The organism is Parafrankia sp. EUN1f (assembly GCF_000177675.1).
Taxonomy (GTDB): Bacteria; Actinomycetota; Actinomycetes; order Frankiales; family Frankiaceae; genus Parafrankia.
The window spans coordinates 1-25,138 of the sequence record NZ_ADGX01000127.1; the positions used below are offsets into that span (position 1 = coordinate 1).

The following is a 25,138-nucleotide window of genomic DNA, read 5'->3' on the forward strand; positions in this document are numbered from 1 at the left end:
GCCGCCTGCAGCGGGTTCACCGCGATCACCTGGTAACCGGCGGCGACCAGCGCGGACACCCACGGACCACGGTCCGTCTCGATCCCGACCACGACCTGGCCAGGGTCAGCGTCCTCGGGAAGATACCGCCCGACCATGGCGTGCAGCCGGGCGATGCCCGCCGCACCCTCCGGCACCCTGGCCTTCGTCAGCCGCCGGCCGGTCTCGTCCTGCACCTCCACATCATGGTGATCTTCCGCCCAGTCGTCCCCGACGAACAGCACCCAGGCCTCCTTCGCACCGGCAGCAGTTCCGGCAGCCCACGGGAGATCCACCACGCCCTAATGGTCAAGTGGTCACGTCTTGCTCGACGGCCACGACATCCCATCAGCAGTCAGCTCTCCCGACCACCGGCAGGGGCACGGTCTGACCTTAGGACTCGACTTCGGTCCAGAGGCGCGGAGTGCTCACCTACCAGCGGCTACCGGCACCGAGCCTGCCCTACAGCGACCCGGTACGTCCCATTAGAGGTCCTGCGCGGGACGGTCCGGTGTCAGGAGTGCCCGTACGGCTCGGGGTCCGCGGAGTCGGCGCCAGGTGTCCTCGTGGTGTCCGGCACCGACCCCGGGGTGTGCGCGGCCACGCCGACGAGCTCGATGTCCGTCGGCACCAGATCCGAGGGGTCCTCGTCGAACGGCACCGGCTCGGGATGGGCCGACGGCGCCACCAGGGCCTCGGAGTGCGCGCCGCAGCCGTGGTCGATCGCCGTCACCCGGCCGTCGTCGGGCGCGAACTCGTTGGCACAGACACCGAACATCCGGCCCAGCACGCCGGCCAGGCGGACGTGGAAACCACAGGTCAGGCAGGACGCCGGTGCAACCTTGGCGATGGAGGCCTCCGGGCCCGCCTCGCCCCCGTACCAGCGCTGTGCGGTGTCCTCACGGCCCGCCGGCGACAGGATCCGCGGGCGGCCGAGCCCCAGCTCCATCCAGACGTCGGCGTCGTCCAGCTCAAGCGCGTCGGCGGCCCGCAGGGTGAGGCGGGAGTCGTCCACCGCGGTCGGCAGCAGGTCCCCCACACCGACGTCTCCCGGCCGCAGACGCTCTGACCAGGGAACCCAGGCCGGCGCAAGCAGCGCGCCCTCGCCGGGCATCAGCACGACGTCGTTGACGGTCGGCTTGCGGATCCTGGAGGCGCGCGCGACGGCGACCGTCCAGGCCCAGCCCGCGTAGGCCGGCGCAAGGCACGCGAACCGGTGCAGCACCAGCCGCTCCGCCTCCGCCTCGACCCCGAGGTGCTCACCGACCGCGCCCGCGTCGCCGGCCTCTTCCTCGGCCGCGGCGCGCGCGAGGTCGACCGCTGCGGCGCACACGGCGTCGGGCGCCACCTCCCGGGCGGTGCGGGACGCCCGACCGGCCCGTGGCCGCGGCGGAGCAGCCTCCGCTTCCGCGCCCGCGTCGCCGGCCGCCACAGCCTCACCGGCCGCTCCGGACTCCACGGCCGCCAGGGGTTCGGCCTTCACGGCCGGCTCGCCCTTAACGGCGACTTCGGGTTTGGTCTTCACGGCCGGCTCGGCCTTCACGGCCGGTTTGGTCTTCTCGGCCGGTTTGGTCTTCACGGCCGGTTTGGTCTTCACGGCCGGCTCGGCCTTCACGGCCGCCGCAGGCTGCGCGGCGGGAACGCCGGTGGCCGGCTCGACAGCCGGCTCGGTGCCGGCCGCGTCAGACGCCGCACGGGCACGACGGGGCGACCGGCGGCGCGTGGGCCGCGTCGGTGCCGAGTCCGGCGAGCCGGTCGAATCCGTCGAGCCCGGTACAGCCGACCCAGTGGCCTCACTGTGATCCGCCGCAGTGTCGGCTGCCGGCCCGTCGGCGCCTGACGACGGGGCCCGAGATGCACGAGTCCCAGCCGACTCGGAGCGAACGTCGAGTGTTTCCACGCACGTATTCTCACTCACCGACTGCCGCCCCGCCCGATGTGGTCGTGGTCTCGGGCGGTGACGGCGAGCAGACTCGTCAGGGTGAAGTTGGGAAGCACGCTCGCCCAGGGAGTGAACCGCCTGCGTGCGACCATTCGCCGCGACGGCGCGCAACAGTCCGGGCTCTCCGCGTTGACCGAGCTGTCGTTCGTCAACGCGGCCGGTGATGCGCTTGTCACAGTCGCACTGGCCGGATCGTTGTTCTTCGCGGTACCGACCGGTGAGGCCCGTTCCAAGGTCGCGCTGTACCTGTTGATCACCATGGTTCCGTTCGCCCTCCTGGCGCCGATCGTGGGTCCGCTGCTGGACCGGGTCGCCTACGGCCGGCGCACCGCGCTCGCGGCCATCTGCCTGGGGCGCTGTCTGCTGGCCTGGCAGCTCGCCGGTGCCCTCGACGGTCTCGCCGTCTACCCGCTCGCGCTGGGTCTGCTCGTGCTCTCCCGGGCCTTCGGTGTCGCTCGCAGCGCTGTTGTTCCGCGCGTCACGCCGTCGGAATTGACCCTGGTGAAAGTCAACTCGCGGATCTCACTGGTCAACATCGTGGCCGGCGCGATCGTCGCCCCGCTGGGCCTTGGGTTGGCCAACATCCCATTCGTCGGCTATCCGTGGGTTCTACGGGTCTGCGCGCTGGTCTACATGGTCGGCGTTCTGCTCGCCTTCAACCTGCCCGGTCATGTCGACTCCGCCGCCGGCGAGCGGACGCTGCGCGAGCTGACCGGTCCGCGCCGCCGAGGCAGCCTGCGGAACCGGGTCGTGGCGGTGCTCGGTGCTCTTCCGGTAGCGCTGCGGGCAACGCTCGTGTTGCGCGGCCTGGTGGGCTTCCTCACCTTTTATCTGGCTTTCCTGCTGCGAACGAACGGCGGCAACAACCTCTGGCTCGGCGCCCTGGCGGCGACCGCCGGTGTCGGTAGCGGCATCGGCGTGCTGATCGGTGGCCGGCTCGGCCGCCGCCGCCCGGAGGGCATCCTGGTGCTGAGCCTGCTGCTGCCGACAAGCGGCTGCCTGCTGGCCGCGGTGACCTACACCCGGCTGACTTCGCTGGTGGCGGCGCTGGCGGCGATGACCGCCGGCTCGATGGCCAAGCTCGCCCTGGACGCGATCATCCAGCGCGACATCGTGGAGGACACCCGCGGCTCCGCCTTCGCCCGCTCGGAGACAGCGCTGCAGCTCGGCTGGGTCCTCGGCGGAGCACTGGGGCTGATCGAGATGCCCGGAGCGCTCGGTTTCGCCCTCGCGGCCGCAGCCGTCGGGCTGACGCTGATCCTGCAGGCCCGTGCCCTGCGCCAGGCCAGGGCACAGGCCCGCGAGCGGCAGGTGCGGACTGCGTCGGCTGCCGCCCCGGCTGGCCCGGCGGCCCCACCAGACCTCCTGGCACCACCGACCACGCCAGACTTCCCTGCCCCACCGGCCATACCGCACCCACCGGCCACGCCGCACCCGCCAGCAGCCCCGCACCCGACAGGCGCCCCGCACCCGACAGGAGGGCCCCTGCCAGCGACCGGCCACGACGGGTACGCCGTGGCGGCCATGGCCGATCCCGGCCCGGTCGGCGCCGCCCCCGACCAGCGCGCCGACGTCCCGGTCGGGTGGCATGATCCGCGGGGCTGGTCGCGGGGATCACGGCCGGCGGCCGGAAACCCGACGGTTCCGGACCTCACCATTCCTGATCTCACGATTCCCGACCACACCGTGCCGGATCTCGGCGTCCCGGCGCCGGACCGGGACGACCCGGAACCTGTGGCACCGGATCCGTCACGGCCGGTGGGCGGCCGCCCGGGACGTGGCCGCGCACGCCGTGGCCGCCAGCCCTAGCACCAAGGGCGTTCGATCGAGCCGCTGTGGGTGCCGCCGAGCCACCGGCTGTGATCGTGTTGACGCTGACAGCGGCGTGACACGGCTCGGCGATCCGGCCGCAAGCGCGGATGCGGCCGCCGAGATCTTCTACGCCAGTATCGAGCGGCGCTACGGATCGCCGGCCGTGCGGGGCCGAAGATCCGAGGATTTCGGTCCTCCCAACGACCACAATCCTCAGATCTTGCCCGGCAGCAACGGCAATCCCAGGCCGCCGCCCGAAGATTGAAGGATTTCGGTCGTCCCAATGACCACAGTCCTCCGGGCTTGCCCGGCAGCAACGGCAACCGGGAGCGCGGCCGCCGGGAGCCGGGAGCCGGGAGCATCGCCACACGCGGTTCGGGCGACCGAGATCCTCGACTCCTCGCGGAGGCCCATCCGTTTCAACGCGACACGCCGACACCCGTCGGGCCTTGACAGGCTGTTACTCCACCGTCCGAACGCCCTCGGCGCCAGCCACCCATATCGCACACTTTTCGTGACAGCAAAATCACAAAGCGTACACAGGGCCACGGAGGGTCGATCGCGGTGCTAGGGTCCGTCAACTAGTCCGGTTTGCACCACCTCCCAGGCATCGTGGCGTTACTTCGCCGTCCGGCACGGTCGCCTGCCCGCAGCCGGCAGCCCATCGGCACGACGGCACACGAAGGACACATCCACAACATGATCTTGAACGGGTCATGACCCGCACCCTCATCGTCACCGCGGTGAACGCCGAGGCGGACGCGGTGTGCGCCGGTCTGATGGGGAGCTGGTCGCGCAGCCGCGCACGTACCCCGTCCGGCCCCGGGGGGCTCGTCTCTCCGGACTGGGACCGGCAGCTGCTGACCACCTCGACCCTCGGCCCATACGTCGGCCGGCGGCGTGGCCCGGTGACCGTGCTCGCGGCCGGTCCGGCCGGTGCGGCGGCCGCCGCCGGAACCGCGGTGGCGCTGTCCGTCGCGAGCGCGGCGGGCGAGCCGTTCGGGCTGGTCATCGCGATGGGGGTCGCAGGCGGGTTCCGCGGCTGGGCCGAGATCGGCGACCTGGTCATCGCCGACCAGATGGTCGCGGCCGACCTGGGCGCCGAGTCCGGGCTCGACGAGCCGGCCGAAGTCATCCCCCCGGTCAGGATCAGTGAGATGGACCGCAACCTGGGGTTCCATCCCGCCGGAGCACCGGCGGCCCAGCCGGGTCCACCGGCCAGCCCGGCTCCGACCGGCGCCTTCCTGACCATGGACGACCTGGGGCTGGGATCGTCGACGGTGCGGCCCGACCCGGGCCTGGTGCGGCGGATGACATCGGTGCTGGGCGTCACGGGGCGCAGAATTGTCAGCGGCACCGTGATCACCGTGTCGACCGTCACCGGAACCGAGCGGCGAGCCGCCACCTTCACCGCGCGGCTGGATCCGATCGCGGAGGCGATGGAAGGCCACGCTGTGGGCGTCGCGGCCGGGGCCTTCGGAGTGCCGGTGATCGAGATCCGGGCGATCAGCAATCTGGTCGGCCGCCGGGACCGGGCGTCCTGGAACATGCAGGCGGCGCTGGGCAGCCTTCGCACGGCGGCCGCGGCGCTCGTCGCGCACCCGGAGGGCCTGGTGCCCGTCCTGGACGCCGAGTAGGACGGTCCGGCGCTGGATCCGTCGGCGACGGGTCCAGCGGCACGCCGGGCACGACGGGCCCGGCGGACCTGGCGGACCTGGCGGACCTGGCGGGGGCGCAACGGGGCAGGGGCACAACGGGCAGGACGGAACGAGGAGGCTCGCCATGGGTACGTCATCGGCCGCGGCAACGGCCAGTTCCGCGGGCGGCTCACCGGCCGTCGACACGCTGGCCCTCGCGATCTCCCCCTGCCCGAACGACACCTTCGCCTTCCACGCGCTGATCCACGGCCTGGTGCCCGCGGCGCCCGCGGTGTCGACGACCTTCGCCGACATCGACGTGCTGAACGCCCGTGCCGCCCAGGGCCTGGACGACCTGGTCAAGGTGTCGTACGCGGCCCTGCCGTGGCTGCTCGACAAGTACAGCCTGCTCAGCGCGGGCAGCGCGCTGGGCCGCGGGTGTGGTCCGCTCGTCCTGACCGCGGGGCGGACGGACCTGCGCGGCGCCTCGGTCGTGATCCCGGGCACCCGCACCACGGCCTACCTGCTGTTCCGGCTGTGGGCGGAGAAGCTCGGCATCGGCTCGATCGAGGTCCTGCCGTTCGACCAGATCATGCCCGCGGTACGGGACGGACGGTTCGACGCGGGGCTCGTCATCCATGAGTCCCGGTTCACCTACCCGTCCTACGGTCTGACGGCGGTGGCCGATCTCGGCGACTGGTGGGAGGGCCACACCGGGCTGCCGATCCCGCTCGGCGGCATCCTGGGCCGCCGCGGGCTGGACCCGGCCGCGCTCTCGGAAATGGTCCGGGCGAGCGTCGCGGCTGCCTTCGCCGACCGGTCCGCGAGCGCCTCCTTCGTGATCGAACACGCGCAGGAGATGGCACCGGACGTCGTCAACGCGCACATCGAGCTCTATGTGAACGACTTCTCGCTCGATCTCGGGGACGAGGGCATGGCCGCCGTCGGTGAGCTTCTCGGGCGGGCGGTGGCCGCCGGCCTCGTGCCCGCGCTCCCGCCCGGATCCCTCGACACGTGGCCCCCGCGAATCTGACCCAGCTGTCCGCTCCGGTGCGACACTGGCGTTCATGCCGGAGCTTCCCGAGGTCGAGGCGTTGGCGGCCTTCCTGCGGGAGACCGCTGCCGACCTGACCGTGGCTCGCGTCGAGCCGGTCGCGGTGAACGCCCTGAAGACGTTCGACCCGCCCTTCTCCACGCTGGTCGGCGCGGCGCTGGTGGCCGTTCAGCGGCACGGCAAGTTCCTCGACCTCGTGTTCGCCGCGGCCGACGGCGAGCGGCTCGACCTGGTCACCCATCTCGCCCGCGCCGGTTGGCTGCAGTGGAAGGCGAAGCAGCCGCGGACCCCAGCCCGGCCGGGCCGTTCCCCGCTGGCACTGCGCGTGGTCTTCACCGATGGTTCCGGTTTCGACCTCACCGAGGCCGGCACGCAGAAGCGGCTGGCCGTCTACCTGGTGCGCGACCCCGCGCAGGTCGACGGCATCAGCCGGCTCGGCGTCGACCCGCTCTCCCCCGAGTTCACCCGGGACGTCCTCGCCGCGCTGCTCGCCGAGTCTGGGCGGGCGCAGATCAAGGGCGTCATCACCGACCAGTCGAAGATCGCCGGGGTGGGCAACGCCTACTCGGACGAGGCCCTCTGGGTCGCCCGGCTCTCGCCGTTCCGGCCCGCCGCGGCGCTGACCACCATGGAGGTCGACCAGCTGCACGCGGCCGTCACCGGGGTGCTGCGCGACGCGGCGGACGCCGCCCGCGGCCTCGCCGCCGCCGACCTCAAGGCGGAGAAGAAGCTGGGGCTGAAGGTGCATGGCCAGACCGGGCTACCCTGCCCGCGGTGCGCGGACACCATCCGGGAGGTCTCCTTCTCCGACCGCTCGCTGCAGTACTGCCCGACCTGCCAGACAGATGGACGTCCGCTGGCCGACCGGCGGCTGTCGAAGCTGCTCAAGTAGCGTGACGGCCCATCCACTGCTCGCCGCGGCGGGTGGCAGGATGGCGCTGTGAGTCCCCAGCAGATACCAACTGTCACCGTGCCGGAGCTTCCCGTCCAGCTGCCCGCCGAGGGCGGCCCGCTGCTCGTCGACGTGCGTGAGCCGGATGAATGGGCCGCCGGTCACATCGACGGCGCGCTCCACATCCCCATGGGCGACTTCCTGGCTCGTATCAACGAGGTCCCCCAGGATCGGGATGTCGTCGTCGTCTGCCGCTCCGGGCGGCGGTCCGCCGAGGTCACCGCCTACCTGGCCCGCGGCGGGTGGCAGGCGCGCAACCTCGAGGACGGAATGCTCGCCTGGCAGGCCGCCGGGCGCCCGATGATCAGTGAGACACCCCTCGCGCCCACCGTTCGCTAGCACCGGGTGCCGGCCACCCCGCACGGGGCGGCCGGCGACCGGCGTGGGCGACGACGTCCGTTCTGCGCCCCGACGTCCGTCCCCGGGCTATGACGTCTGTTCCACCCGGACGACGTAGTCCTCGATCACCGGATTGGCGAGCAGCGTCGACGCGAGGTGCTCGATGCGGGCGAGCACCTCGGCGTCGGCCTCACCGTCCAGGTCGAGCTCGAACCGCTTGCCCTGGCGAACCCCGCTGATCCCGCTCACGCCGAGCCGGGGCAGCGCGGTAAGCACCGCCTGGCCCTGCGGGTCAAGGATCTCCGGCTTGAGCATCACATCCACCACAACCCTGGTCACACTCGCGGACCCTACCGGCTCCGGGCGGTGCGCCCATGACGCTGGTTAGGCTCACCGAGTGTCCCCCTGGAGAACATCCACCCTGGTCGTCGGCTTCGACCTGGACATGACGCTGCTGGACGCCCGGCGCGGGATCGTCGCGGCCTTCGCCGCTCTGGCCGCCGAGACCGGCGTCACGATCGACGGCGAGGCCGCGGTCCGGCGGCTCGGACCACCGCTCGAAGAGGAGCTCGCCCGCTGGTTCCCTGCGGACGAGGTGGCGCGCCAGGCGGTCCGCTATCGCGAGCTCTATCCGGTGCACGCGGTCCCGGTGTCCGTCGCGATGCCGCACGCGGCGGCGGCCGTCGCGGCCGTGCGGGCCGCCGGCGGGCGGGCCGTGGTGGTCACCGCCAAGAGCGGCCCGCTGGCCGAGGCCAGCCTGGCGCACATCGGGCTCACCGTGGACGACGTCGCGGGGTGGCTGTTCGCGGAGGCCAAGGGCGAGGCGATCCGCGAGCACGGGGTCGACATCTTCGTCGGCGACCACGTCGGGGACGTCCGCGGGGCGCACAGCGGCGGTGCGACGGCGGTGGCGGTCGCGACCGGCCCCTGCCCGCCCGACGAGCTCTCCGCTGCCGGCGCGCACGTCGTGCTGGACGACCTGGCCACCTTCCCGGCCTGGCTCGACGGCGAGATCCAGCAACGGCGTCTGGACGCGCTGCGGACGCGGCTGGAGGAGCTCGGGTCGGTGCTGGTCGCCTTCTCCGGCGGCGCCGACTCGGCGCTGCTGCTGGCCGCGGCGGTGCGTGCGCTGGGGCCCGCCTCGGTGGTCGCCGCCACCGCCGTCTCCGCTTCGCTGCCGGCGGACGAGCTGGCCGCGGCCCGCCGGTTCGCCGCCGACCTCGGCGTGCGCCACCTCCTGCCGCAAACCGACGAGATGAGCAACCCGGCGTACCGGGCCAACGGCGCGAACCGCTGCTACTTCTGCAAGTCGGAGCTGATCGACACGCTCGCCCCGCTGGCCACCGAGCTGGGTCTGGCCCACGTGGTGACCGGCACCAACGCGGATGACGCCGTCGCCGGGTTCCGGCCCGGCATCAGTGCCGCGGCCAGCCGGGGAGCGCGTACCCCGCTGCTCGACGCCGGCCTGACGAAGGCCCAGGTCCGTGCGGCGTCCCGGCAGTGGGAGCTGCCCACCTGGGACAAGCCGGCGGCGGCCTGCCTGGCGAGCCGGATCGCCTACGGCGTGCAGGTCAGCCCGGCCCGCCTGGCAAGAGTTGAGCGGGCCGAGTCGGCCCTGCGCCTGGCCGTCGCCGAGGCGGGCCTGAAGATCCGCGACCTGCGGGTACGCGACCTGGGTGAGCTGGCCAGGATCGAGGTCGATCCCGAGCGGACCGCCGACCTGGCGGCCCACCCCGAGCTGCTGGCTCTGGTGGTCGACGCCGGGTTCGCTCGTGCGGAGGTGGATCCGCGTGGATTCCGCTCCGGTTCGATGAACGAGCTGCTGTCGCCGGGCGGGTGATCCGCGCCTGGACTGACGGGCGCTACGGCGGCCGTGCGGCGACTGTGCGGCGACTGCACGGCGGCTGTGCGGCGCAGGCGCCTCGTGAGGTCAGAAGATCGGCGCGCCCTCGCCCTGCTGGCGGGCGCCCCGTTCCACGTGCTCCCGGTAGGCGGCCGCCTCCTCGGCGGAGACGGTGAGACCGTCGGCGTGCCTCATCGCCTCGGGATCAACGGGACCGCCGCTGGCGTGCGCCTTCGCATCCCGACGACGGCTGTCCTCGGCCTCGGAGAATGCGCCGGCGTCACGGAAGTCGAGGTCGTGGCCAAGCTTCGGCATCACAATCACACTCCTCAAAAAGATCGGACGGATCCGGCCCGCCCTACGCTCGGCGTCCTGCCCCGGGCACGCCTTCCGTAACGTCGACAGGGGCAGGAAGAACCGATTAATTCGGCCAATTCGTCGGTATTCCGCGATCCCACACACGTCGGACCTGCAGGTACGTCCCGGTGCCTCCAGCAGGAGCGGCCCGGCCGCTCCGACCACGCAGTGTCATCGTCCGCGAACCGGCTACACCTGACGCAGGGGCCCGATAGCCTGGGACTTCGTCACCGCGTGTCAACCCACCGATCCGCAACGCAGAACGAGGTCGCCCGTGCCCACCGGCAAAGTCAAGTGGTTCGACGTTGACAGGGGTTTCGGTTTTCTCAGCCGTGACGACGGCGACGACGTCTTCGTCCACAAGGCGGCCCTTCCGGCCGGCGTAGACCGGCTCAAGCCCGGCGACCGGGTCGAGTTTGGCGTTGCCGCCGGGCGCCGCGGGGACCAGGCTCTGTCGGTACGGATTCTGGCTGCTCCCCCGTCCGTCGCCAAGGCCGCCGCGAACGCGGCCCGGCGCAGCCCGGACGAACTGCACAGCATGGTCGAAGACATGATCAAAATCCTGGACGACGTCCAGCGCGATCTCCGGCGGGGCCGCTATCCGGACCGGAGGGCGGCACAGAAGGTCGCCAAGGTCGTCCATGCGGTGGCCAACGAGCTCGAACGCTGACAACCTGGCCGGCCGGCCGGCCAGGCACGCCAAGCCGACCAGGCACGCCAAGCCGACCAGGCCGCCAGGCTGGGTCAGGCGCGAGGGCCTGACCCAGCCCGCATGCTCCGGCCGGTTCATCCGCTTCGGGCACGGACGTCAGCGCGCCGGGGCGAAGGGGTCGTCCGGCGGCGTGATCGTCACCCGCCGCCGACATTCCGTGCAGACCCCGGCAGCGGCGCCGGGCTCCTCGTCCGACGGGGCGAGGTAGGCCAGCGGCACCCGGCCGCCGCACCACGGGCAGTCGAGCCACGGGCCGTGGGTGTCGATCATCCGCACGCTCTCCCACTTCCGTGGCCTGGCCGGCCGCCAACAGCATCGGCTCACAGGACGGACTCGCCCCGAGCCGGCCGGCCGGCCGCAGTCCAGATCGTCCCGAACCGGGCTGCCCATGGTTTCACGCCCGAGCACCGTTGATCGCGTGTGCTCCACAGGAAACTGTGGTCTTTGGTCTGTGGTCTCCTGCAGGACGCCGTGGTCTGCCCCGGCGAGGATCTGTCACAGCGCGGCCCCACGCCGCAGGTCCGCCCTGGCTGGCGGCGCGCGCGGCACGCACCGGCGAACCTGTCGGATCAACGACTGCGGAATTCCGGCAGACCGCCCATCTGGTCGTGTATCGACAACAGTGACGGCAGTTCCGTCCACTCCACGCGGACGGCGCCCCGCCGCGTAGTCGGAAAATCCGGCCATAGCTTCGGGCCGGCCGGAGCCGCCCACGTGTTGGTGCAGACTGCGGACAGACCATAGACGCCGCTACCCCGGCACCGAAGGTGGAACGTCATAGTGGATCACAACGGGGAACACGCCCCGGCGGCGCGCGGACAACCGGAAGGCCTGACGCCTCCCGGCGAGACCCTGCACCCGCACGAGCCCCGAGTGATCGGCCCATACCGCCTGCTACGCCGCCTCGGCGCGGGTGGCATGGGCACGGTCTACCTCTCCGAGACCGCGGGCAGGCGGGTCGCCGTCAAGATCGTCCGCCCCGACCTCGCGGCCGACGAGGAGTTCCGTCGACGGTTCCGCCAGGAGGTCGACGCCGCCCGCCGAGTCGCGCCATTCTGCACCGCCGAGGTGCTCGACGCTGATCCCGACGCCGCCGCCCCCTACCTGGTGACCGAGTTCATCGACGGTGTCCGGCTGGACCACGCCGTGGAGAACGGCCCGATCAGCGGGTCGACCCTCACCGGGCTCGCCGTCGGCGTGGCGACGGCACTCACGGCCATTCACAGCGCCGGCCTCGTGCATCGCGACCTCAAGCCGAGCAACGTCCTGCTGTCGATGTCCGGCCCACGGGTCATCGACTTCGGCATCGCGCAGGCCCTGGAGGGGGCGAAGGCCAAGCCGACCGCCTGGGGCTTCGGCTCCGCCGGCTGGATGGCACCCGAGCAGGTCAACGGTCAGCCGATCGGGCCGGAGGCGGACGTCTTCACCTGGGGCATCCTGGTGGCCTTCGCGGGCACCGGCCGCCATCCGTTCGGCACCGGAACCGACCTCGAGCTGAGCACCCGCATCGTCGGCCGGGAGCCGGATCTCGTCGGGCTGTCACCGAGCCTGAAACCCCTGGTGGCCGCCGCCCTCGCCAAGAACCCCGACGCCCGGCCGAGCGCGCGCGACCTGCTGTTGAGCCTCATCGCGCTACCGCCCACGCAGCCTTCGGAGAGCGGCGAGGGCCGGGCGTGGCGGCCGAGCCCCACCGTCGTCGACGAGGCCGAGGAACTGCTGCACCTGACCCAGGGCGTGAGCCTGCCGAACGTTTCGCTGCGCCGGGCCGAACCGTCGGAGTCCGTCGACAGGCGGATCGGGGTGGGCCCGGGTGCCGCACCCCCACAGCCACGCGGTCGGGGGGACCGCTGGCGGGCCGCGCGCCCGGGCAGGTGGCAACCACCCGTGGCCCGACCACCCAGCCAGTTGGGGCCGCAGGGCCGACCGGGCGGCGCGGCCGCCGGCTCCGCCCGTCCGAACGCCGGCGCAGCGCCGGCGGGCCCACAGCCGGGGGGACAACACCCGGGGGGGCTGCCGGTTCCCGTTCCGGCCGGGGCACCGTCGTTCTCCGGAGCCGCGGGCGCGGGGCAGCCCGCCGGAGGCTGGCCGGCGGCGCGCCCGCCGGGCGGTGGCCCTTACCATCCCCCCGGCCTCGACGCGCCCCCTGATCTGTCACGTCCGCCGCGTTTCACCCGGCAGCGCCTGCTCGGGTTCGCCGCCGTGGCCCTTGTTGTGCTCCTCTCCGCCTGGTTCATCAGCTCGATCACCGGTGCTGACGAACAAGGCGGGGCGGGTGACCGGCGAGCCGGAGACCAGGGCCTGTCCGCCCAGGAGCCGACCGCACCAAGGACGGCGAAGGTGGGCTCACCGGTCCGCGACGACCAGCTGGAATTTCGCGCAAACAAGATCAAATGTGGTGAGCATCAGGTCGGCGAAGTCCTCGCCCTCAAGGCCACTGGCCAGTTCTGCCTGGTGGACATCACGATCACAAACAGGGGAACGGCCAGCCGCCTGCTGGAAAGCTCGAAGCAGTATCTGACCACATCGGCCGGTGAACGCCATTCCGCCGATTTTGTTGCGCGTTTCTACCCGAGCCTGAACGGCGGTATCTGGGACACCATCAAACCCGGCGACACCGTCACCGGCACGTTTGTCTTCGACATCCCGGCCGACGAGAAGGCGAAGTCGCTCGAGCTACACGAACGGCCGGAGAGCCTCGGCGCCGTGATCATTCCCTGACGCCACCGCCGCCGGCCGAAGCACCTCCCTGCCCGGCTCCGTGTCCGTCCGGCCGTGGGGTCTGCCACACCGCAGGTTACGGTGATCTCCACGTGGGAAAGTCGACCATCACGTCCCGCAGACGGGCGCAGCAGGCATACCGCCAGGCCACAGGCAGATCGGGGACATGAGTGGAAACGCAGCCAACCGCTGCCGCGCAGCAGGGCGGCCGCTCGGCGTCCGGCCGGCTGCCACGAGGAGCCGGCGTCCTGGTCGCTGTTCTCCTCGCGTTTCTGGCCACCGGCTGCGGCGAGGTACTCGACGTCGCCTCGGGAACATCCGCCACCGCCACCCCAGGCGCGGCCGGCTTCGGTGACGAAAACGCACCGGGGGCGGGGGCCGGATCGGCGCTGGAACTGCTCGGCACACTGTCCGTCCGAGCGGGCGACAACTCGCCCGCCTATCGGCGCGACAAGTTCGGTACCGCCTGGTCGGACGTCGATCAGAACGGGTGCGACACCCGCAACGACATCCTTCACCGCGATCTTCGCAGCATCACCACCCGCCGGTCGGATGACTGCATCGTCCTGACCGGCGAGCTCAGGGATCCGTATACAACTCGCACGATACGTTTCAACCGCGAACGCAACGCTTCGGCGGTGCAGATCGATCATGTCGTAGCGCTGGCCGACGCCTGGCGCACGGGGGCCCTGGAATGGTCCGACCAGGAACGGCTGGCCTTCGCGAACGACCCGGAGAACCTGTTGGCGGTCGACGGCCCGACCAACCAGGCCAAGAGCGACCAGGACGCATCCGAGTGGCTGCCGCCGAGCCCGGGGGCGCGCTGCGCATATGTGGCCCGCCAGGTCGGGCTGAAGGCCCGCTACGGTCTCTGGGTCGAGCAGCCTGAGGCCGCCGCGATGCGCGAGGTTCTGCAGTCCTGCCCCGACCAGCCACCTCTCGGCCTGACCACGACAACCGCCCGCTGACCCGACCGACACCCGCCGATTCGACGGATTTCTCGAATCGCCCGGTGCACGCGAGGGCTCGGGCCCGAACGGCGTACGGCCACCCGGACCGTCACGCTATGGGACGGGCGTGTCCAGGACGGCAGCGGCAGCCCGGTCCGCGTCGGTGAGATCGCTCGCCCGGACCGGGGTGACAAACGTCCAGTGGTGGCCCACCGGGCAACGCTGGTACCGCAGCCAACCGAGACGAATCGCCTTCAGCGACACTCCGGGTATCCACACGGTTGTGAAGAGGTGGCCCTGACGGCAGCGCACGATCGTCCGGCCACCGACGGCATATCCGCGGCGGCGCGCGATCACGGTTCCACCGACGAAAACGGCAACAGCGAGAGCGACCAGCACGCGACTGCGCGGAGCCACCGATGCTCTCATGACGTTCCCCCCCAGGGCCTCCGCCATCATCGCGCAGAAAAGGCCCGCCGGCACACCCACCAAAAACCGCCGATCAACACCAACGAGCCACCGGAGCACCCCACTGCTCGACGCCCGGGGCGGAAGGTGCTGGGAGGTCTCAGGGAACCCAGCCCCCGCAGACAGAACGGCCCCCGGGAAACCACCCGAAGACCCGCAACCACAACGACCCCGCAAGACCGGGGGGGTCTCGGGGGGTCACCCCCCGAAAAAAATCGCGGCCCGCCGGGAAGCCGAACAAAGTTCGACGATCACGACGAGCCAGCTCGTGGGCGAGGGGGGAGTTGAACCCCCACGTCCTTTCGGACACACGGACCTGAACCGTGCGCGTCTGCCATTCCGCCACTCGCCCGAGTGGGACTATCAACTTGTCGTGGCACACGCTATCACGTGGGCGGTGCACTCGGGCAACGCCCCCCGGCTGACCGGGTTGCCATGTCAAGCTGCCGAGCCGTGGGACGGACCCGTCGGTGGGCATACGATCTCACAGACCGGGAGAAGGGAGGTCGGGCATGGGCGTGCTCCAGCGCTTCGAGCGGCGCCTGGGCGGCCTCGTCGAGGGTGCGTTCGCGAAGGTCTTCAAGGGCGGGGTCGAACCTGTCGAGATCGCCAGCGCGCTCGCTCGGGAGACCGACGATCGGCGCGCGCACAGCTCCAACCGGGTTCTGGTCCCGAACGAGTTCGCCGTCGAGCTGGCGGGGGGCGACTTCGCCCGGCTGGCCCCTTATACCCGCGAGCTTTGCGACGGGCTGGCCGAGATGGTCCGCGAGCACGCCGCGGAGCAGCGCTACACCTTCGTCGGTCCGGTGACCGTTCGGCTCGCGGAGGCCGACGATCTCGACATCGGCGTCTTCCGTATCCGCAGCAGTGTCGCCTCGGCCGACGCGGCGGTGGTCAGTGGTCGCCGGGCAGGTCCTCGCCGCCCGGCCGCGCCGGGTACTCCGCATCTGCTGATTACGACGCGGGCTGCCGGCGGTGCCAGCGGCGAGCGGGAGTATCCGCTGGACGCCGAGATCACAGTGATCGGCCGCAGCGTCGAGTGCGACATCCGGCTCAACGACACCGGGGTGTCCCGCCGGCACGGTGAGATCCGCCGCCTGCCGGACGGGCAGTTCCTCTACGTGGACGCGGGCTCCACCAACGGCAGCCTCGTGAACGGGCGCGCGGCGACCCAGGTGAAGCTGATGAACGGCGACCGCATCGAGCTCGGCACCGCGATCGTGGAGTTCCGCCGGGAGGAGTCCCGCGGCGGCGGCCCACGGGGCGCGCGCACGCCGCCACCGGCCGCCCGTGCGTCCAACCCGCCGGGCCGCCCCGGGCCCGCGCCGGCCGACCAGCGGACGCCGCCGCCGTTCGATCCGCACCAGCCGACCTCGCCAGGTCGGCGCAGTCCGACTCCACCGCCCGGTGGCCGTGGGCCGGGGTTCGCCGACCGTCCGGGGCGTGGTGGGGACGACTACCGCGAGGGCCCGTCCGCCCGCTTCCGCGACGACTCCGGCCCTCGACCGGCCCGACGTGACGGCGGCCCACGCCCCGACGGCTACGGAGCCGACGAGTACCGCGAAGGCCCGTCCGCCCGCTTCCGCGACGACTCCGGCCCTCGACCGGCCCGACGTGACGGCGGCCCACGCCCCGACGGCTACGGAGCCGACGAGTACCGCGAAGGCCCGTCCGCCCGCTTCCGCGACGACGGTCCGCCGCCGCGCGGCGGTGACCGTGGTGGCTGGCCGGGTGCCGGGCCGGATCGGGGCCCGGGTTATGGGCGTGATCCGCAGCGTGAACGCGGCCGCGGCTATCGTGCCGAGTCATCAGTTGGCGGCGCGAGAGACGCGGGTGGTGATGAGATGTACCGCTCCCAGCCGGATCCCCGGCAGCGTCCGGCCGCTCGGTCCGACGACGGCCTGGAGGCCCTGGAGCCGGTCGAAGACGCCGGTTCCTACGGTTCCCGCCGCGCTGGCGGGCCGGCGGAGCGTTACGGTGACGACGGCCGCCGTGGGGGCTGGTAGCTGTGGACCCCACTGAGCCCAGCGAGCTTGTCCTCCTGCTGGTGAAGATCGGCTTCCTGGCTCTGCTCTGGGGCTTCGTTCTGGTCGCGGTTCGTGCTGTGCGGCTGGACATGTTCGGCCCGACGCAACGCCAACGCCGCCGTCAGCCGGTCGCGGCCCGTGCACCGGCACCGGCGGGGCGGCCACCGGCCCGCGTCCGGCCGCCCCGGCAGGACCCGCGGCCGCCACCGCCCGCGCCGCCGGCCGCCGATGCGACCCCGACCCGCCTCGTGGTCACAAAGGGACACCTTGCAGGCACAACAATCCCACTGGGTCCCGAGGGAATCACCATCGGACGGGCACCGGACTCGACTCTGGTCCTCGAGGATGACTTCGCGTCAGGACGGCATGCGAGACTCGTTCCTCACGACGGGCAGTGGTTCGTCGAGGATCTTGGCTCCACCAATGGCACATTCCTCAACCGCACGAAGGTGACGAGTCCCATGCCGGTACCTCTCGGCGCGCCGGTCAGGATCGGGAAGACCGTCCTGGAGCTTCACCGGTGAGCCTCAGGCTTCACTTCGCCGTCCGCTCGGACATCGGGCATGTCCGAGAAGGGAACGAGGACTCCGCCTATGCGGGAGTCCGCCTGCTCGCGGTTGCCGACGGCATGGGTGGTCATGCCGCGGGTGAGGTCGCGAGCTCGACCGTCATCTCCCGGCTGGCCGAGCTCGACGGGTACGTCGAGCCCGCGAGCCTGCTCGAGGAGTTGTCCGAGGCGGTCCGGGACGCCAACAGGCGTCTGCGTGACATGGCGATCGAGAACAGTGCTCTCGACGGGATGGGCACGACGGTGACGGCGATGCTCTCCTCCGGAGATCATCTCGGGCTGCTGCACGTCGGCGACTCCCGCGCCTACCTGCTGCGCGACGGAGAGCTCTCGCAGATCACCCACGACCACACCCTCGTCCAGGATCTGGTCGACCAGGGCCGCATCACGCCGGAGCAGGCGAACACCCATCCACAGCGGTCCCTGCTGATGCGGGCGCTTGACGGCCGCGAGGTCGATCCGGACCTCTCCATCCGCCAGGCGGTCGCCGGGGACAGGTACCTGCTGTGCACCGACGGGCTCTCCGGTGTGGTCAGCGAGGAGACCATCCTGGAGGCGCTGCTGCTCCCCGAGCCGCAGGACGCGGTGGACCGGCTGGTCGAGCTGGCGCTCAAGGGCGGTGGGCCGGACAACATCACCGTGGTCGTCGCGGACGTCCTGGACGACACGCTGGCGGACGACTCACCGCTCGTGGCGGGGGCGGCGGCGGAGAAGCGGGTGGTGCCCGGCGCCGCGGCGGCCCGGTCCGGTCCGAACCCGCGCAACGCCGACGGTGAGTCGGCGGCGGCGAAGGCCGCCCGCATCGGCCGCACCGGCTTCCACCGGCGTGGTTCCGGCGACGGCGGCGACGAGGCCGACGAGGACCCTGAACGAGCCCTGGCGAGCGGCGGGGGCCGGCGCCGGCTGTTCGTGTCGACGGTGGTGCTGGTGCTGGTGGTCGCGGGAGCGGCCGCCGGCTGGACCTATGTACGGGGCCAGTACTACGTCGGCGTGGATGACGACCGGGTGGCGGTGTTCCAGGGGCTCAAGGGCAGCATCGTCGGTATCTCGCTGTCGACGGTGCGGTCTCACCACCAGCCGCTGTCCGAGGTCTCCGCGCCGTTTCAGGAAGAGCTGCGCCACGGCATAGCCGCCGACGACCTCGACGATGCCGAAAAGATCGTCTCCGAGCTGGCCAGGCCAGCCAGCGCGAAGGACGACGGGAACTCGGCCGTGAAGCCGTCCCCGTCCGCGACCGCGACGCCCGAGGCGAAGAACGCCGGGCCCAATCCGTCCCCCACTGTGGTCCTCACCTGCCCGTCCGCGGTTACCCAGGCCCTGGCGAGCTGCCCGTCGCTGGCCGTGTCCACCTCTCCGTGAGCACGCATACGCGATGACCCTCCCCCCACTCCGCAGGCCCAGGTCGGCTGACCTGACAGCCACGTTCGCCGGCTTCCCGCTACCGAGTGGGCTCGAACTTCCGCCGTACCGCCGCCGTGAGCTGTTTCTGCTCGGCTACGCGGGGATCCTCGCCACCGCGGCGTTAGCGGCGCTGACGCTCGCCCGGGACGGCACGATCGGCTTCCAGGTCTTCACCTACGGCCTCGGCTTCTTCTCGCTGTGGGCGCTGGCGCATCTCGCCGTCCGCCGCTTCGCGCCCGCCGCCGACCCCGTGTTGCTGCCGGTGGTCGCCGCGCTCAACGGCATCGGCCTGGTCATGATCTACCGGCTCGATCTGGCGAAGGCCGACGCGGCCCGGCGCGCGGGCCGCGAGGTACCCACCGGCGCGGCGCAGACCCAGCTCGTGTGGACACTGCTCGCGGTCGTGGTGTTCATCCTGGTCCTGGCGGTCGTGCGCGACCACCGCAGCCTCGCCCGGTACGCGTACACCGCGGGGCTGGTCGGCCTGGTGTTCCTCGTGCTGCCGATCGCGCCCGGTATCGGAGCCACGATCAACGGTGCCCGGCTGTGGCTGCAGGTCGGCCCGTTCTCGTTCCAGCCCAGCGAGGTCTCGAAGATCATCCTTATGATCTTCTTCGCCGCCTATCTGGTGAACAAGCGGGACGTGCTGTCGGTGGCGTCCCGGTCCTTCCTCGGCATGAAGATCCCGCGTGCCCGCGATCTGGGGCCCGTCCTCGTCGCCTGGGCGGCCAGCCTCGGCGTCCTGGTGGTCCAGAAGGACCTCGGTTCGTCGCTGCTGTTCTTCGGGATGTTCCTGGTGATCCTGTACGTGGCGACCCAGCAGGCGTCCTGGGTGGCCATCGGGCTCGCGCTGTTCATGCTCGGCGCGGTGGTGGCGCACAGCCTGTTCGGCCACGTTCAGATCCGCGTCGACGGCTGGCTGCACGCCTTCGACGGGGAGAACCCGTCCAACACGTCGTACCAGCTCGTCCAGGGCCTCTACGGCTTCGCGGCGGGTGGCATCACCGGCACCGGTATCGGTCAGGGCAGCCCGCAGCGGGTGCCCTTCGCCAACACCGACTTCATCATGGCCAGCCTGGGTGAGGAGCTCGGGCTGACCGGTGTGATGGCGATCCTGCTGCTGTACGCGCTCGTCGCGGCGCGTGGGATCCGGGCCGCGCTCGGAGCCAAGGACCCGTTCGGCAAGCTGCTGGCCACCGGCCTGTCCGCGACCCTGGCACTTCAGGTGTTCGTGCAGGTCGGAGGGGTGATGCGGCTTATCCCACTGACCGGTCTGACGCTGCCGTTCGTCTCCTACGGTGGATCGTCGATTGTTGCCAACGCCGCGATCATCGCGCTGTTGCTGCGGATCAGCGACGCTGCCCGGCGGCTGGAGGAACCCGTCCCGGATGCCCCGCTGTTCGACCCGAGTGCAGTCTCCGAAAGCCCGACGCAGGTGGTGAAGACCACGTGAGCACCCCTATTCGCCGGGTCGCCATCGCCTGCATGATCTTGTTTGCCGCCCTGCTGGTGAACGCGAACTGGGTTCAGGTCGGTCAGGTCAACCGGCTGAAGGAGGAGCCGACCAACGCCCGCCAGATCACCGAACGGCTCGAGCGGCAGCGCGGCGGGATCATCGCCGGCGACGAGGAGCTCGCGATCTCGGTGCCGGTCGACGACGAGTACAAGTACCAGCGCAAGTACCCCGCCGGTCAGCTCTACGCCAACGTCACCGGCTACTACACCCTGTTCACCGCGGCGGGCCTGGAGCGATCCGAGGACGTCTTCCTCTCCGGCGACGACGACCGCCTCCTCGCCAGCCGGGTCACCGACCTGTTCACCGGCGAGGAGCGGCGCGGCGGCACCGTCGTGACCACGATCGTCCCCCGCGTGCAGCAGGTGGCGACCGAGGCGCTGGCGGGGCGCAAGGGCGCCGTCGTCGCGCTTGATCCCTCCACCGGCGCCATCCTGGCCATGGTCACCAGCCCGACCTACGACCCCAACACGCTCGCGTCCCACGACGAGTCCGCCGCGACCGACGCCTACCAGGGGCTGTCCACCGACAAGAACCAGCCGCTGCTGAACCGGCCGGCGCAGCAGACCTATCCGCCCGGTTCCACGTTCAAGCTGATCACCGCCGCCGCGGCGCTGTCGTCGGGCCGCTACGAGCCGGATACCCGGGTTCCCGCGCCCGATGAGCTCACACTTCCACAGAGCACCACGGTGCTACCCAACTTCGACGGGGAAACCTGTGGGGACGGCGAGACCGATACTCTGATCCACGCACTGACCATCTCCTGCAACACAGCATTCGGCGAGCTGGGGATCGAACTGGGTGACGACGCGGTGCGGGCCCAGGCCGAGGCCTTCGGCTTCAACTCGACGATCGAGGACTTCCCCCTCCAGCAGGCACGCAGTATCTTCCCGAACGACCTGGACGGGGCCCAGACGGCACAGTCAGCGATCGGCCAGTTCAACGTCCAGGCGACGCCGTTGCAGATGGCGGAGGTGGCCGCGGCGATCGGCAACGGGGGTGTCCGCATGAAGCCGTATCTCGTCTCCGAGCTGCGCGGTCCGGATACGAAACGGATCAGCCGCACCGAGCCGACCGTGCTCAGCAAGCCGATCACTCCCGAGGTCGCGGCCAAGCTCACCACGATGATGGAAAGTGTCGTGACCTCCGGCACCGGGCGTAAGGCCCAGATCAGCGGTGTCAACGTCGCGGGTAAGACAGGTACCGCCGAACACGGTGACGGCGAGGATCCGCACGCCTGGTTCGTCGGTTTCGCCCCGGCCAGCGCGCCGGAGGTCGCCGTAGCGGTGATCGTCGAGGACGGAGGCGGGGAGCTCGGAACCGGCGGCGCTGTCGCAGCGCCCGTTGCCCAGAAAGTCATGCAGGCCGCATTGGACACGCAACGATGAGCACATCTGCCAACAGCCCGTCTCCGTCGCAGCCGTTCGCCGGCGCAGCGTCTCCCAACACCGTGCTCGACAACCGCTACCGGCTCGACGGCCGTATCGCGACCGGCGGCATGGGCGAGGTGTGGCGCGGCCTCGACCAGACGCTGGGCCGGCCCGTGGCCGTGAAGCTGCTGCGCCCGGAGTACGCCAGCGACGAGTCCTTCCTGGTCCGCTTCCGGGGTGAGGCCCGGCACGCGGCCCGGCTCTCCCACCCCGGCGTCGCCTCCGTGTATGACTACGGCGAGGTGTCGACGGCCGACGACTACCCCACCGCCTACCTGGTGATGGAGCTGGTCGAGGGCGAGCCGCTCTCCGCCGTGCTGCACCGGGAGAAGCGCCTCACTCCCGACCGGATGCTCGACATCCTCGGGCAGTCCGCCGACGCGCTGCAGGCGGCGCACGCGCTCGGCGTCGTGCACCGTGACGTCAAGCCCGGCAACCTGCTGATCCGCCATGACGGCGCGGTCAAGGTGACCGACTTCGGGATCGCCCGCGCGGTCGACGCGGCCCCGCTCACCGCGACCGGAATCATGATGGGGACGGCCTACTACGTCTCCCCCGAGCAGGCGTCCGGCCGCCCCGTCACACCGGCGAGTGACGTCTACTCGCTCGGCGTCGTGGCCTACGAGTGTCTGGCCGGGCGGCGGCCCTTCGACGACCGGAACCCGATCGTCGTCGTGATGGCCCACCAGCAGGACACCCCGCCGCCGCTGCCCAACGACATCCCTTACCAGGTGAGGGCGCTGGTCGAGTCCGCGATGTCGAAGGACGCCTCGCGGCGGCCGAGCTCCGCGGGCGCGTTCGCCCGCTCCGCGGCGAGCATCCGGCGCAACCTGTGGAACGCCGAGGCCGGGCGGTGGAACGGTGGCCCGAGCACCCCGGACCTGACCGCTCGCCACCCCGCTCCGTCGGCGCCGCCGGCCTTCGGGCCCGGGCACTCGCGCGCCCCGAGCGTGCCGCGGACGCCCTCGTGGAACCGGCCCAACAACGGCGCCGCCTGGCCGCAGCAGCCGCCGATGCCAGACCCCGCGGGCGTCGGCCCCGGCGGCATGCCGGCCACGGCGCTGCACCCGAGCCCCGGCCCGGCCGGCCCCGGTCCCGGAACGGGCTATGGACCCGGACCCGGTGGACCCGGCGGGTCACGCGGAGGCACCGGGCGCCTGTACAGCCCCGGCGAGTTCGCCGACTACGCGGCCAACTACTCCTCCGGTGGCGACCGTGGTTCGCGGGCTCCGGGCGACCGGGGAGACGGCGGGCGGCCCGACCCGGCGAACACGCTTTACCAGCCGTCCGCGCCGGCCTGGCAGAACGACCCGGGTGACCCGGTGGGTGGCCGCTCAGGGCGCCGGCGGGGCGCAGCCCCGGCGGGCCGGCGCCGGCTTCCGCTGCCCGTCCTCATCGCGCTGCTGATCCTCACCGTGCTGGTGGTCGCCGTTATCACCCGGACCTTCGCGAATGCGGGCAACTCCGATAACGACACGGCGGCAGCCACCCAACATGTGCTATATCTCACACCCGAAGCGGGAAAGATCGCCGCTGCGGGCGGCGAGGCGGCTGGCACCGTGGTGGCCGGCGGTACCCAGCCGACGACGGGTGACAATCTGTGACCGATGTAACTGAGAGATACGACGCTCAGCCGAGACTTGTCGGCGAGCGGTACGAGCTCGGCGGCTGCATCGGTTACGGCGGCATGGCCGAGGTCTACCGGGGGCGCGACATCCGGCTGGGCCGCGAGGTGGCGGTGAAGACGCTGCGCGCCGACCTGGCGCGTGACCCGACCTTCCTCGCCCGCTTCCGCCGCGAGGCCCAGTCGTCGGCCTCACTGAACCACCCGGCGATCGTCTCGGTGTACGACACCGGTGAGGACGTCATCAACGGGACGCAGCTCCCGTACATCGTGATGGAGTACGTCGAGGGCCAGACCCTGCGAGACCTGCTCCAAGCCCGCGGCCCGTTCGACGAGCGCTACGCCCTGCAGGTCACCGCGGAGGTCTGCGCCGCGCTGGACTACAGCCACCGCACGGGCATCATCCACCGCGACATCAAGCCGGCGAACGTGATGGTTGGCGCGGACGGCGCGGCCAAGGTCATGGACTTCGGCATCGCCCGGGCGACCACCGCGACGTCCTCCACCATGACGGCGACGTCCGCGGTGATCGGGACGGCGCAGTACCTCTCCCCGGAGCAGGCCCGTGGCGCGCGGGTGGACTCGCGCAGCGACGTCTACTCCACCGGGGTGCTCCTCTACGAGCTGCTCACCGGAGAGCCGCCGTTCCGCGGTGACAACCCGGTGGCGGTCGCCTACCAGCATGTGCGGGAGATCCCGCCGCCGCCGTCCAGCCACGACCCGCGCATCTCCCCCGAGGCCGACGCCATCGTGCTCAAGGCCATGGAGAAGGACCCCGACGACCGGTACGCCACCGCCGGCGAGATGCGCGACGATCTGGAACGGGCGCTGAGCGGGCAGCGGGTGCACGCCATGTTGATGGGCGGCGCCGACCAGACGATGCTCGGCTCCCAGGCGCCGGCGACAGCCGGCACCGCGCTGCTCGGCCGGTCGGGCGGCGGCTACGACGACGGCTACGACAGCTACGACGACCGCGGCCGTTACCAGGGCGACGACTACGACGACCGCACGCAGGTGGGCCGTGCGCCCTACGACCGTTACGAGCAGACCGGCCCGTACGACCGCTACGACCAGCCGGGCCGGTTCGGCGACGACGACCGCTACGACGACGCCGGGCAAGGGAACGGGAATGGACGCGGGCACCGCGACGACGACCGCCCCGGCGGTTCACCCATCTGGAAGTTCGTGCTCGCCGGGCTCGGCGCCGTCGTGGTGTTCGTGGTGGTGGCGCTGCTCGCCTCGTCCATGTTCAGCGGCGGCGGCGACGACAAGGACACAGTCTCCTCAAAGGAGATCACGATCCCGAGCGGTCTACTCGGCCAGGATTACACCACTGCGGTCAACCGTCTGAAGGCTGGCGGGTGGACGGGGCAGCCCCAGCAGAAGGCCCAGGAGAGCGACCAGGCGGCCAATACCGTCCTGGCGGTCGATCCCACCGAAGGATCGAAGATTGCCTCCGACGCCGCGGTCACCTTCACAGTCGCGGCGGCGCCGAATGAGGTACTCGTCCCCGCCAACCTGGTCGGCATGACCGAGCAGAAGGCGAGGGACGCCCTCAGCGCGCTCGGCCTCGAAGCCAGCGTCATGCCCTACTACGAGGCCGCCAAGCAGGACGTGGGCGAGGTCGAGCAATCCGAGCCGGCGGCCGGGTCCTCCGTTCCCAAGAACTCCACGGTGACGATCTCGGTGGTCAACAAGAACGTCAACGTGCCGGACGTGCGGAACCTGGACGTCCAGACGGCCACCGTGAAGCTCGAGTCGTACGGGCTCAAG

23 protein-coding genes and 1 tRNA gene are annotated in these 25,138 nt (G+C 71.5%); 17 read left to right on the forward strand and 7 right to left on the reverse strand.

All coding sequences use genetic code 11. The features are described from left to right. Together FREUN1FDRAFT_RS28580 and FREUN1FDRAFT_RS28585 are read right to left on the reverse strand one after the other, a co-directional pair. Window positions 1–263, reverse strand: a 263-nt coding sequence (locus FREUN1FDRAFT_RS28580; protein WP_006543777.1) for a transposase, incomplete at its 3' end; no start/stop codon positions are given. A 269-nt stretch (window positions 264–532) separates the two neighbouring features. Beyond that, window positions 533–1,615, reverse strand: coding sequence for a DUF3027 domain-containing protein (locus FREUN1FDRAFT_RS28585; RefSeq protein WP_232295463.1), 1,083 nt, complete (start codon window positions 1,613–1,615; stop codon window positions 533–535). 339 nt (window positions 1,616–1,954) lie between these two features. Here FREUN1FDRAFT_RS28585 and FREUN1FDRAFT_RS28595 point away from each other — a divergent pair, with 339 nt between their 5' ends. The 6 genes from FREUN1FDRAFT_RS28595 to FREUN1FDRAFT_RS28620 all read left to right on the forward strand — a co-directional run bounded on the left by FREUN1FDRAFT_RS28595 (window position 1,955) and on the right by FREUN1FDRAFT_RS28620 (window position 7,754). Continuing rightward, entirely contained in the window at window positions 1,955–3,769 is a 1,815-nt protein-coding gene (locus tag FREUN1FDRAFT_RS28595; RefSeq protein ID WP_006543779.1) for an MFS transporter, read from the forward strand. A 76-nt stretch (window positions 3,770–3,845) separates the two neighbouring features. Then, window positions 3,846–4,037 (forward strand): hypothetical protein, encoded by a 192-nt coding sequence (locus tag FREUN1FDRAFT_RS28600; protein WP_035954137.1) that lies wholly within the window; start codon window positions 3,846–3,848, stop codon window positions 4,035–4,037. 451 nt (window positions 4,038–4,488) lie between these two features. Further along, the gene (gene mqnB / locus FREUN1FDRAFT_RS28605; protein WP_006543780.1) at window positions 4,489–5,409 is read left to right on the forward strand and encodes a futalosine hydrolase; all 921 of its coding nucleotides are present in this window, start codon (window positions 4,489–4,491) and stop codon (window positions 5,407–5,409) included. A gap of 145 nt (window positions 5,410–5,554) precedes the next feature. Further along, window positions 5,555–6,442, forward strand: a complete 888-nt coding sequence (locus FREUN1FDRAFT_RS28610; RefSeq protein WP_006543781.1) for a 1,4-dihydroxy-6-naphthoate synthase — start codon at window positions 5,555–5,557, stop codon at window positions 6,440–6,442. 34 nt (window positions 6,443–6,476) lie between these two features. Further along, window positions 6,477–7,355 carry an Fpg/Nei family DNA glycosylase gene (locus FREUN1FDRAFT_RS28615; RefSeq protein WP_006543782.1) on the forward strand — a complete coding sequence of 293 codons (879 nt, stop codon included), beginning with the start codon at window positions 6,477–6,479 and terminating at the stop codon, window positions 7,353–7,355. A gap of 48 nt (window positions 7,356–7,403) precedes the next feature. Further along, entirely contained in the window at window positions 7,404–7,754 is a 351-nt protein-coding gene (locus FREUN1FDRAFT_RS28620; protein WP_006543783.1) for a rhodanese-like domain-containing protein, read from the forward strand. Window positions 7,755–7,841: 87 nt separating this feature from the next. Here FREUN1FDRAFT_RS28620 and purS read toward each other — a convergent pair whose 3' ends face one another. Continuing rightward, window positions 7,842–8,093, reverse strand: a complete 252-nt coding sequence (gene purS, locus FREUN1FDRAFT_RS28625; protein ID WP_035954139.1) for a phosphoribosylformylglycinamidine synthase subunit PurS — start codon at window positions 8,091–8,093, stop codon at window positions 7,842–7,844. A 58-nt stretch (window positions 8,094–8,151) separates the two neighbouring features. Between purS and larE the strand changes: the two genes are divergently transcribed. Further along, window positions 8,152–9,594, forward strand: a complete 1,443-nt coding sequence (gene larE, locus FREUN1FDRAFT_RS28630; protein ID WP_006543785.1) for an ATP-dependent sacrificial sulfur transferase LarE — start codon at window positions 8,152–8,154, stop codon at window positions 9,592–9,594. Window positions 9,595–9,684: 90 nt separating this feature from the next. On the opposite strand, the gene FREUN1FDRAFT_RS28635 is transcribed toward larE, so the two are convergent. After that, a complete protein-coding gene (locus FREUN1FDRAFT_RS28635; protein ID WP_006543786.1) occupies window positions 9,685–9,912 on the reverse strand; it encodes a hypothetical protein in 228 nt (75 codons plus the stop codon). Window positions 9,913–10,228: 316 nt separating this feature from the next. Here FREUN1FDRAFT_RS28635 and FREUN1FDRAFT_RS28640 point away from each other — a divergent pair, with 316 nt between their 5' ends. Continuing rightward, on the forward strand, window positions 10,229–10,624 hold the full coding sequence (locus FREUN1FDRAFT_RS28640) for a cold-shock protein (RefSeq protein ID WP_006543787.1): 396 nt from the start codon (window positions 10,229–10,231) through the stop codon (window positions 10,622–10,624). A gap of 138 nt (window positions 10,625–10,762) precedes the next feature. Here FREUN1FDRAFT_RS28640 and FREUN1FDRAFT_RS45370 read toward each other — a convergent pair whose 3' ends face one another. Then, a complete protein-coding gene (locus FREUN1FDRAFT_RS45370; protein ID WP_006543788.1) occupies window positions 10,763–10,936 on the reverse strand; it encodes a hypothetical protein in 174 nt (57 codons plus the stop codon). Between the two features lie 510 nt (window positions 10,937–11,446). Between FREUN1FDRAFT_RS45370 and FREUN1FDRAFT_RS28645 the strand changes: the two genes are divergently transcribed. Both FREUN1FDRAFT_RS28645 and FREUN1FDRAFT_RS28650 read left to right on the forward strand, forming a co-directional pair. Beyond that, window positions 11,447–13,384, forward strand: a complete 1,938-nt coding sequence (locus tag FREUN1FDRAFT_RS28645) for a DUF4352 domain-containing protein (protein WP_006543789.1) — start codon at window positions 11,447–11,449, stop codon at window positions 13,382–13,384. A 170-nt stretch (window positions 13,385–13,554) separates the two neighbouring features. Then, on the forward strand, window positions 13,555–14,352 hold the full coding sequence (locus FREUN1FDRAFT_RS28650) for an HNH endonuclease family protein (protein WP_006543790.1): 798 nt from the start codon (window positions 13,555–13,557) through the stop codon (window positions 14,350–14,352). A 96-nt stretch (window positions 14,353–14,448) separates the two neighbouring features. Here FREUN1FDRAFT_RS28650 and FREUN1FDRAFT_RS42135 read toward each other — a convergent pair whose 3' ends face one another. Together FREUN1FDRAFT_RS42135 and FREUN1FDRAFT_RS28660 are read right to left on the reverse strand one after the other, a co-directional pair. Then, window positions 14,449–14,751 carry a hypothetical protein gene (locus FREUN1FDRAFT_RS42135; protein ID WP_232295465.1) on the reverse strand — a complete coding sequence of 101 codons (303 nt, stop codon included), beginning with the start codon at window positions 14,749–14,751 and terminating at the stop codon, window positions 14,449–14,451. 320 nt (window positions 14,752–15,071) lie between these two features. After that, window positions 15,072–15,154 (reverse strand) — tRNA-Leu (locus FREUN1FDRAFT_RS28660). Window positions 15,155–15,314: 160 nt separating this feature from the next. Here FREUN1FDRAFT_RS28660 and FREUN1FDRAFT_RS28665 point away from each other — a divergent pair. From FREUN1FDRAFT_RS28665 to pknB, 7 genes are all read left to right on the forward strand, one after another. Next, window positions 15,315–16,808 (forward strand): FhaA domain-containing protein, encoded by a 1,494-nt coding sequence (locus FREUN1FDRAFT_RS28665; protein ID WP_006543792.1) that lies wholly within the window; start codon window positions 15,315–15,317, stop codon window positions 16,806–16,808. A 2-nt stretch (window positions 16,809–16,810) separates the two neighbouring features. After that, window positions 16,811–17,353, forward strand: coding sequence for an FHA domain-containing protein (locus FREUN1FDRAFT_RS28670; protein ID WP_006543793.1), 543 nt, complete (start codon window positions 16,811–16,813; stop codon window positions 17,351–17,353). After that, complete coding sequence (locus tag FREUN1FDRAFT_RS28675) at window positions 17,350–18,756, forward strand: PP2C family serine/threonine-protein phosphatase (RefSeq protein ID WP_006543794.1); 1,407 nt, start codon at window positions 17,350–17,352, stop codon at window positions 18,754–18,756. The genes FREUN1FDRAFT_RS28670 and FREUN1FDRAFT_RS28675 overlap by 4 nt, the downstream gene beginning before the upstream one ends. A gap of 13 nt (window positions 18,757–18,769) precedes the next feature. Further along, window positions 18,770–20,251 (forward strand): FtsW/RodA/SpoVE family cell cycle protein, encoded by a 1,482-nt coding sequence (locus FREUN1FDRAFT_RS28680; protein ID WP_006543795.1) that lies wholly within the window; start codon window positions 18,770–18,772, stop codon window positions 20,249–20,251. After that, complete coding sequence (locus FREUN1FDRAFT_RS28685) at window positions 20,248–21,699, forward strand: penicillin-binding protein 2 (RefSeq protein WP_006543796.1); 1,452 nt, start codon at window positions 20,248–20,250, stop codon at window positions 21,697–21,699. Before FREUN1FDRAFT_RS28680 ends, FREUN1FDRAFT_RS28685 begins: the two co-directional genes overlap by 4 nt. Then, window positions 21,696–23,345, forward strand: coding sequence for a serine/threonine-protein kinase (locus FREUN1FDRAFT_RS28690; protein WP_006543797.1), 1,650 nt, complete (start codon window positions 21,696–21,698; stop codon window positions 23,343–23,345). The genes FREUN1FDRAFT_RS28685 and FREUN1FDRAFT_RS28690 overlap by 4 nt, the downstream gene beginning before the upstream one ends. Further along, a partial coding sequence (gene pknB, locus FREUN1FDRAFT_RS28695) for a Stk1 family PASTA domain-containing Ser/Thr kinase (protein ID WP_006543798.1) occupies window positions 23,342–25,138 on the forward strand: 1,797 nt, incomplete at its 3' end. The genes FREUN1FDRAFT_RS28690 and pknB, both read left to right, overlap by 4 nt.

Excerpts from the sequence above, each read along its gene's own strand:
- FREUN1FDRAFT_RS28610 (WP_006543781.1), top strand. The coding sequence starts at position 5,555 with ATGGGTACGTCATCGGCCGCGGCAACGGCCAGTTCCGCGGGCGGCTCA.
- FREUN1FDRAFT_RS28595 (WP_006543779.1), top strand. The coding sequence starts at position 1,955 with ATGTGGTCGTGGTCTCGGGCGGTGACGGCGAGCAGACTCGTCAGGGTG.
- mqnB (WP_006543780.1), top strand. The coding sequence starts at position 4,489 with ATGACCCGCACCCTCATCGTCACCGCGGTGAACGCCGAGGCGGACGCG.
- FREUN1FDRAFT_RS28680 (WP_006543795.1), top strand. The coding sequence starts at position 18,770 with ATGACCCTCCCCCCACTCCGCAGGCCCAGGTCGGCTGACCTGACAGCC.
- FREUN1FDRAFT_RS28690 (WP_006543797.1), top strand. The coding sequence starts at position 21,696 with ATGAGCACATCTGCCAACAGCCCGTCTCCGTCGCAGCCGTTCGCCGGC.
- FREUN1FDRAFT_RS28665 (WP_006543792.1), top strand. The coding sequence starts at position 15,315 with ATGGGCGTGCTCCAGCGCTTCGAGCGGCGCCTGGGCGGCCTCGTCGAG.
- FREUN1FDRAFT_RS28615 (WP_006543782.1), top strand. The coding sequence starts at position 6,477 with ATGCCGGAGCTTCCCGAGGTCGAGGCGTTGGCGGCCTTCCTGCGGGAG.
- FREUN1FDRAFT_RS45370 (WP_006543788.1), bottom strand. The coding sequence starts at position 10,936 with ATGATCGACACCCACGGCCCGTGGCTCGACTGCCCGTGGTGCGGCGGC.
- FREUN1FDRAFT_RS28635 (WP_006543786.1), bottom strand. The coding sequence starts at position 9,912 with ATGCCGAAGCTTGGCCACGACCTCGACTTCCGTGACGCCGGCGCATTC.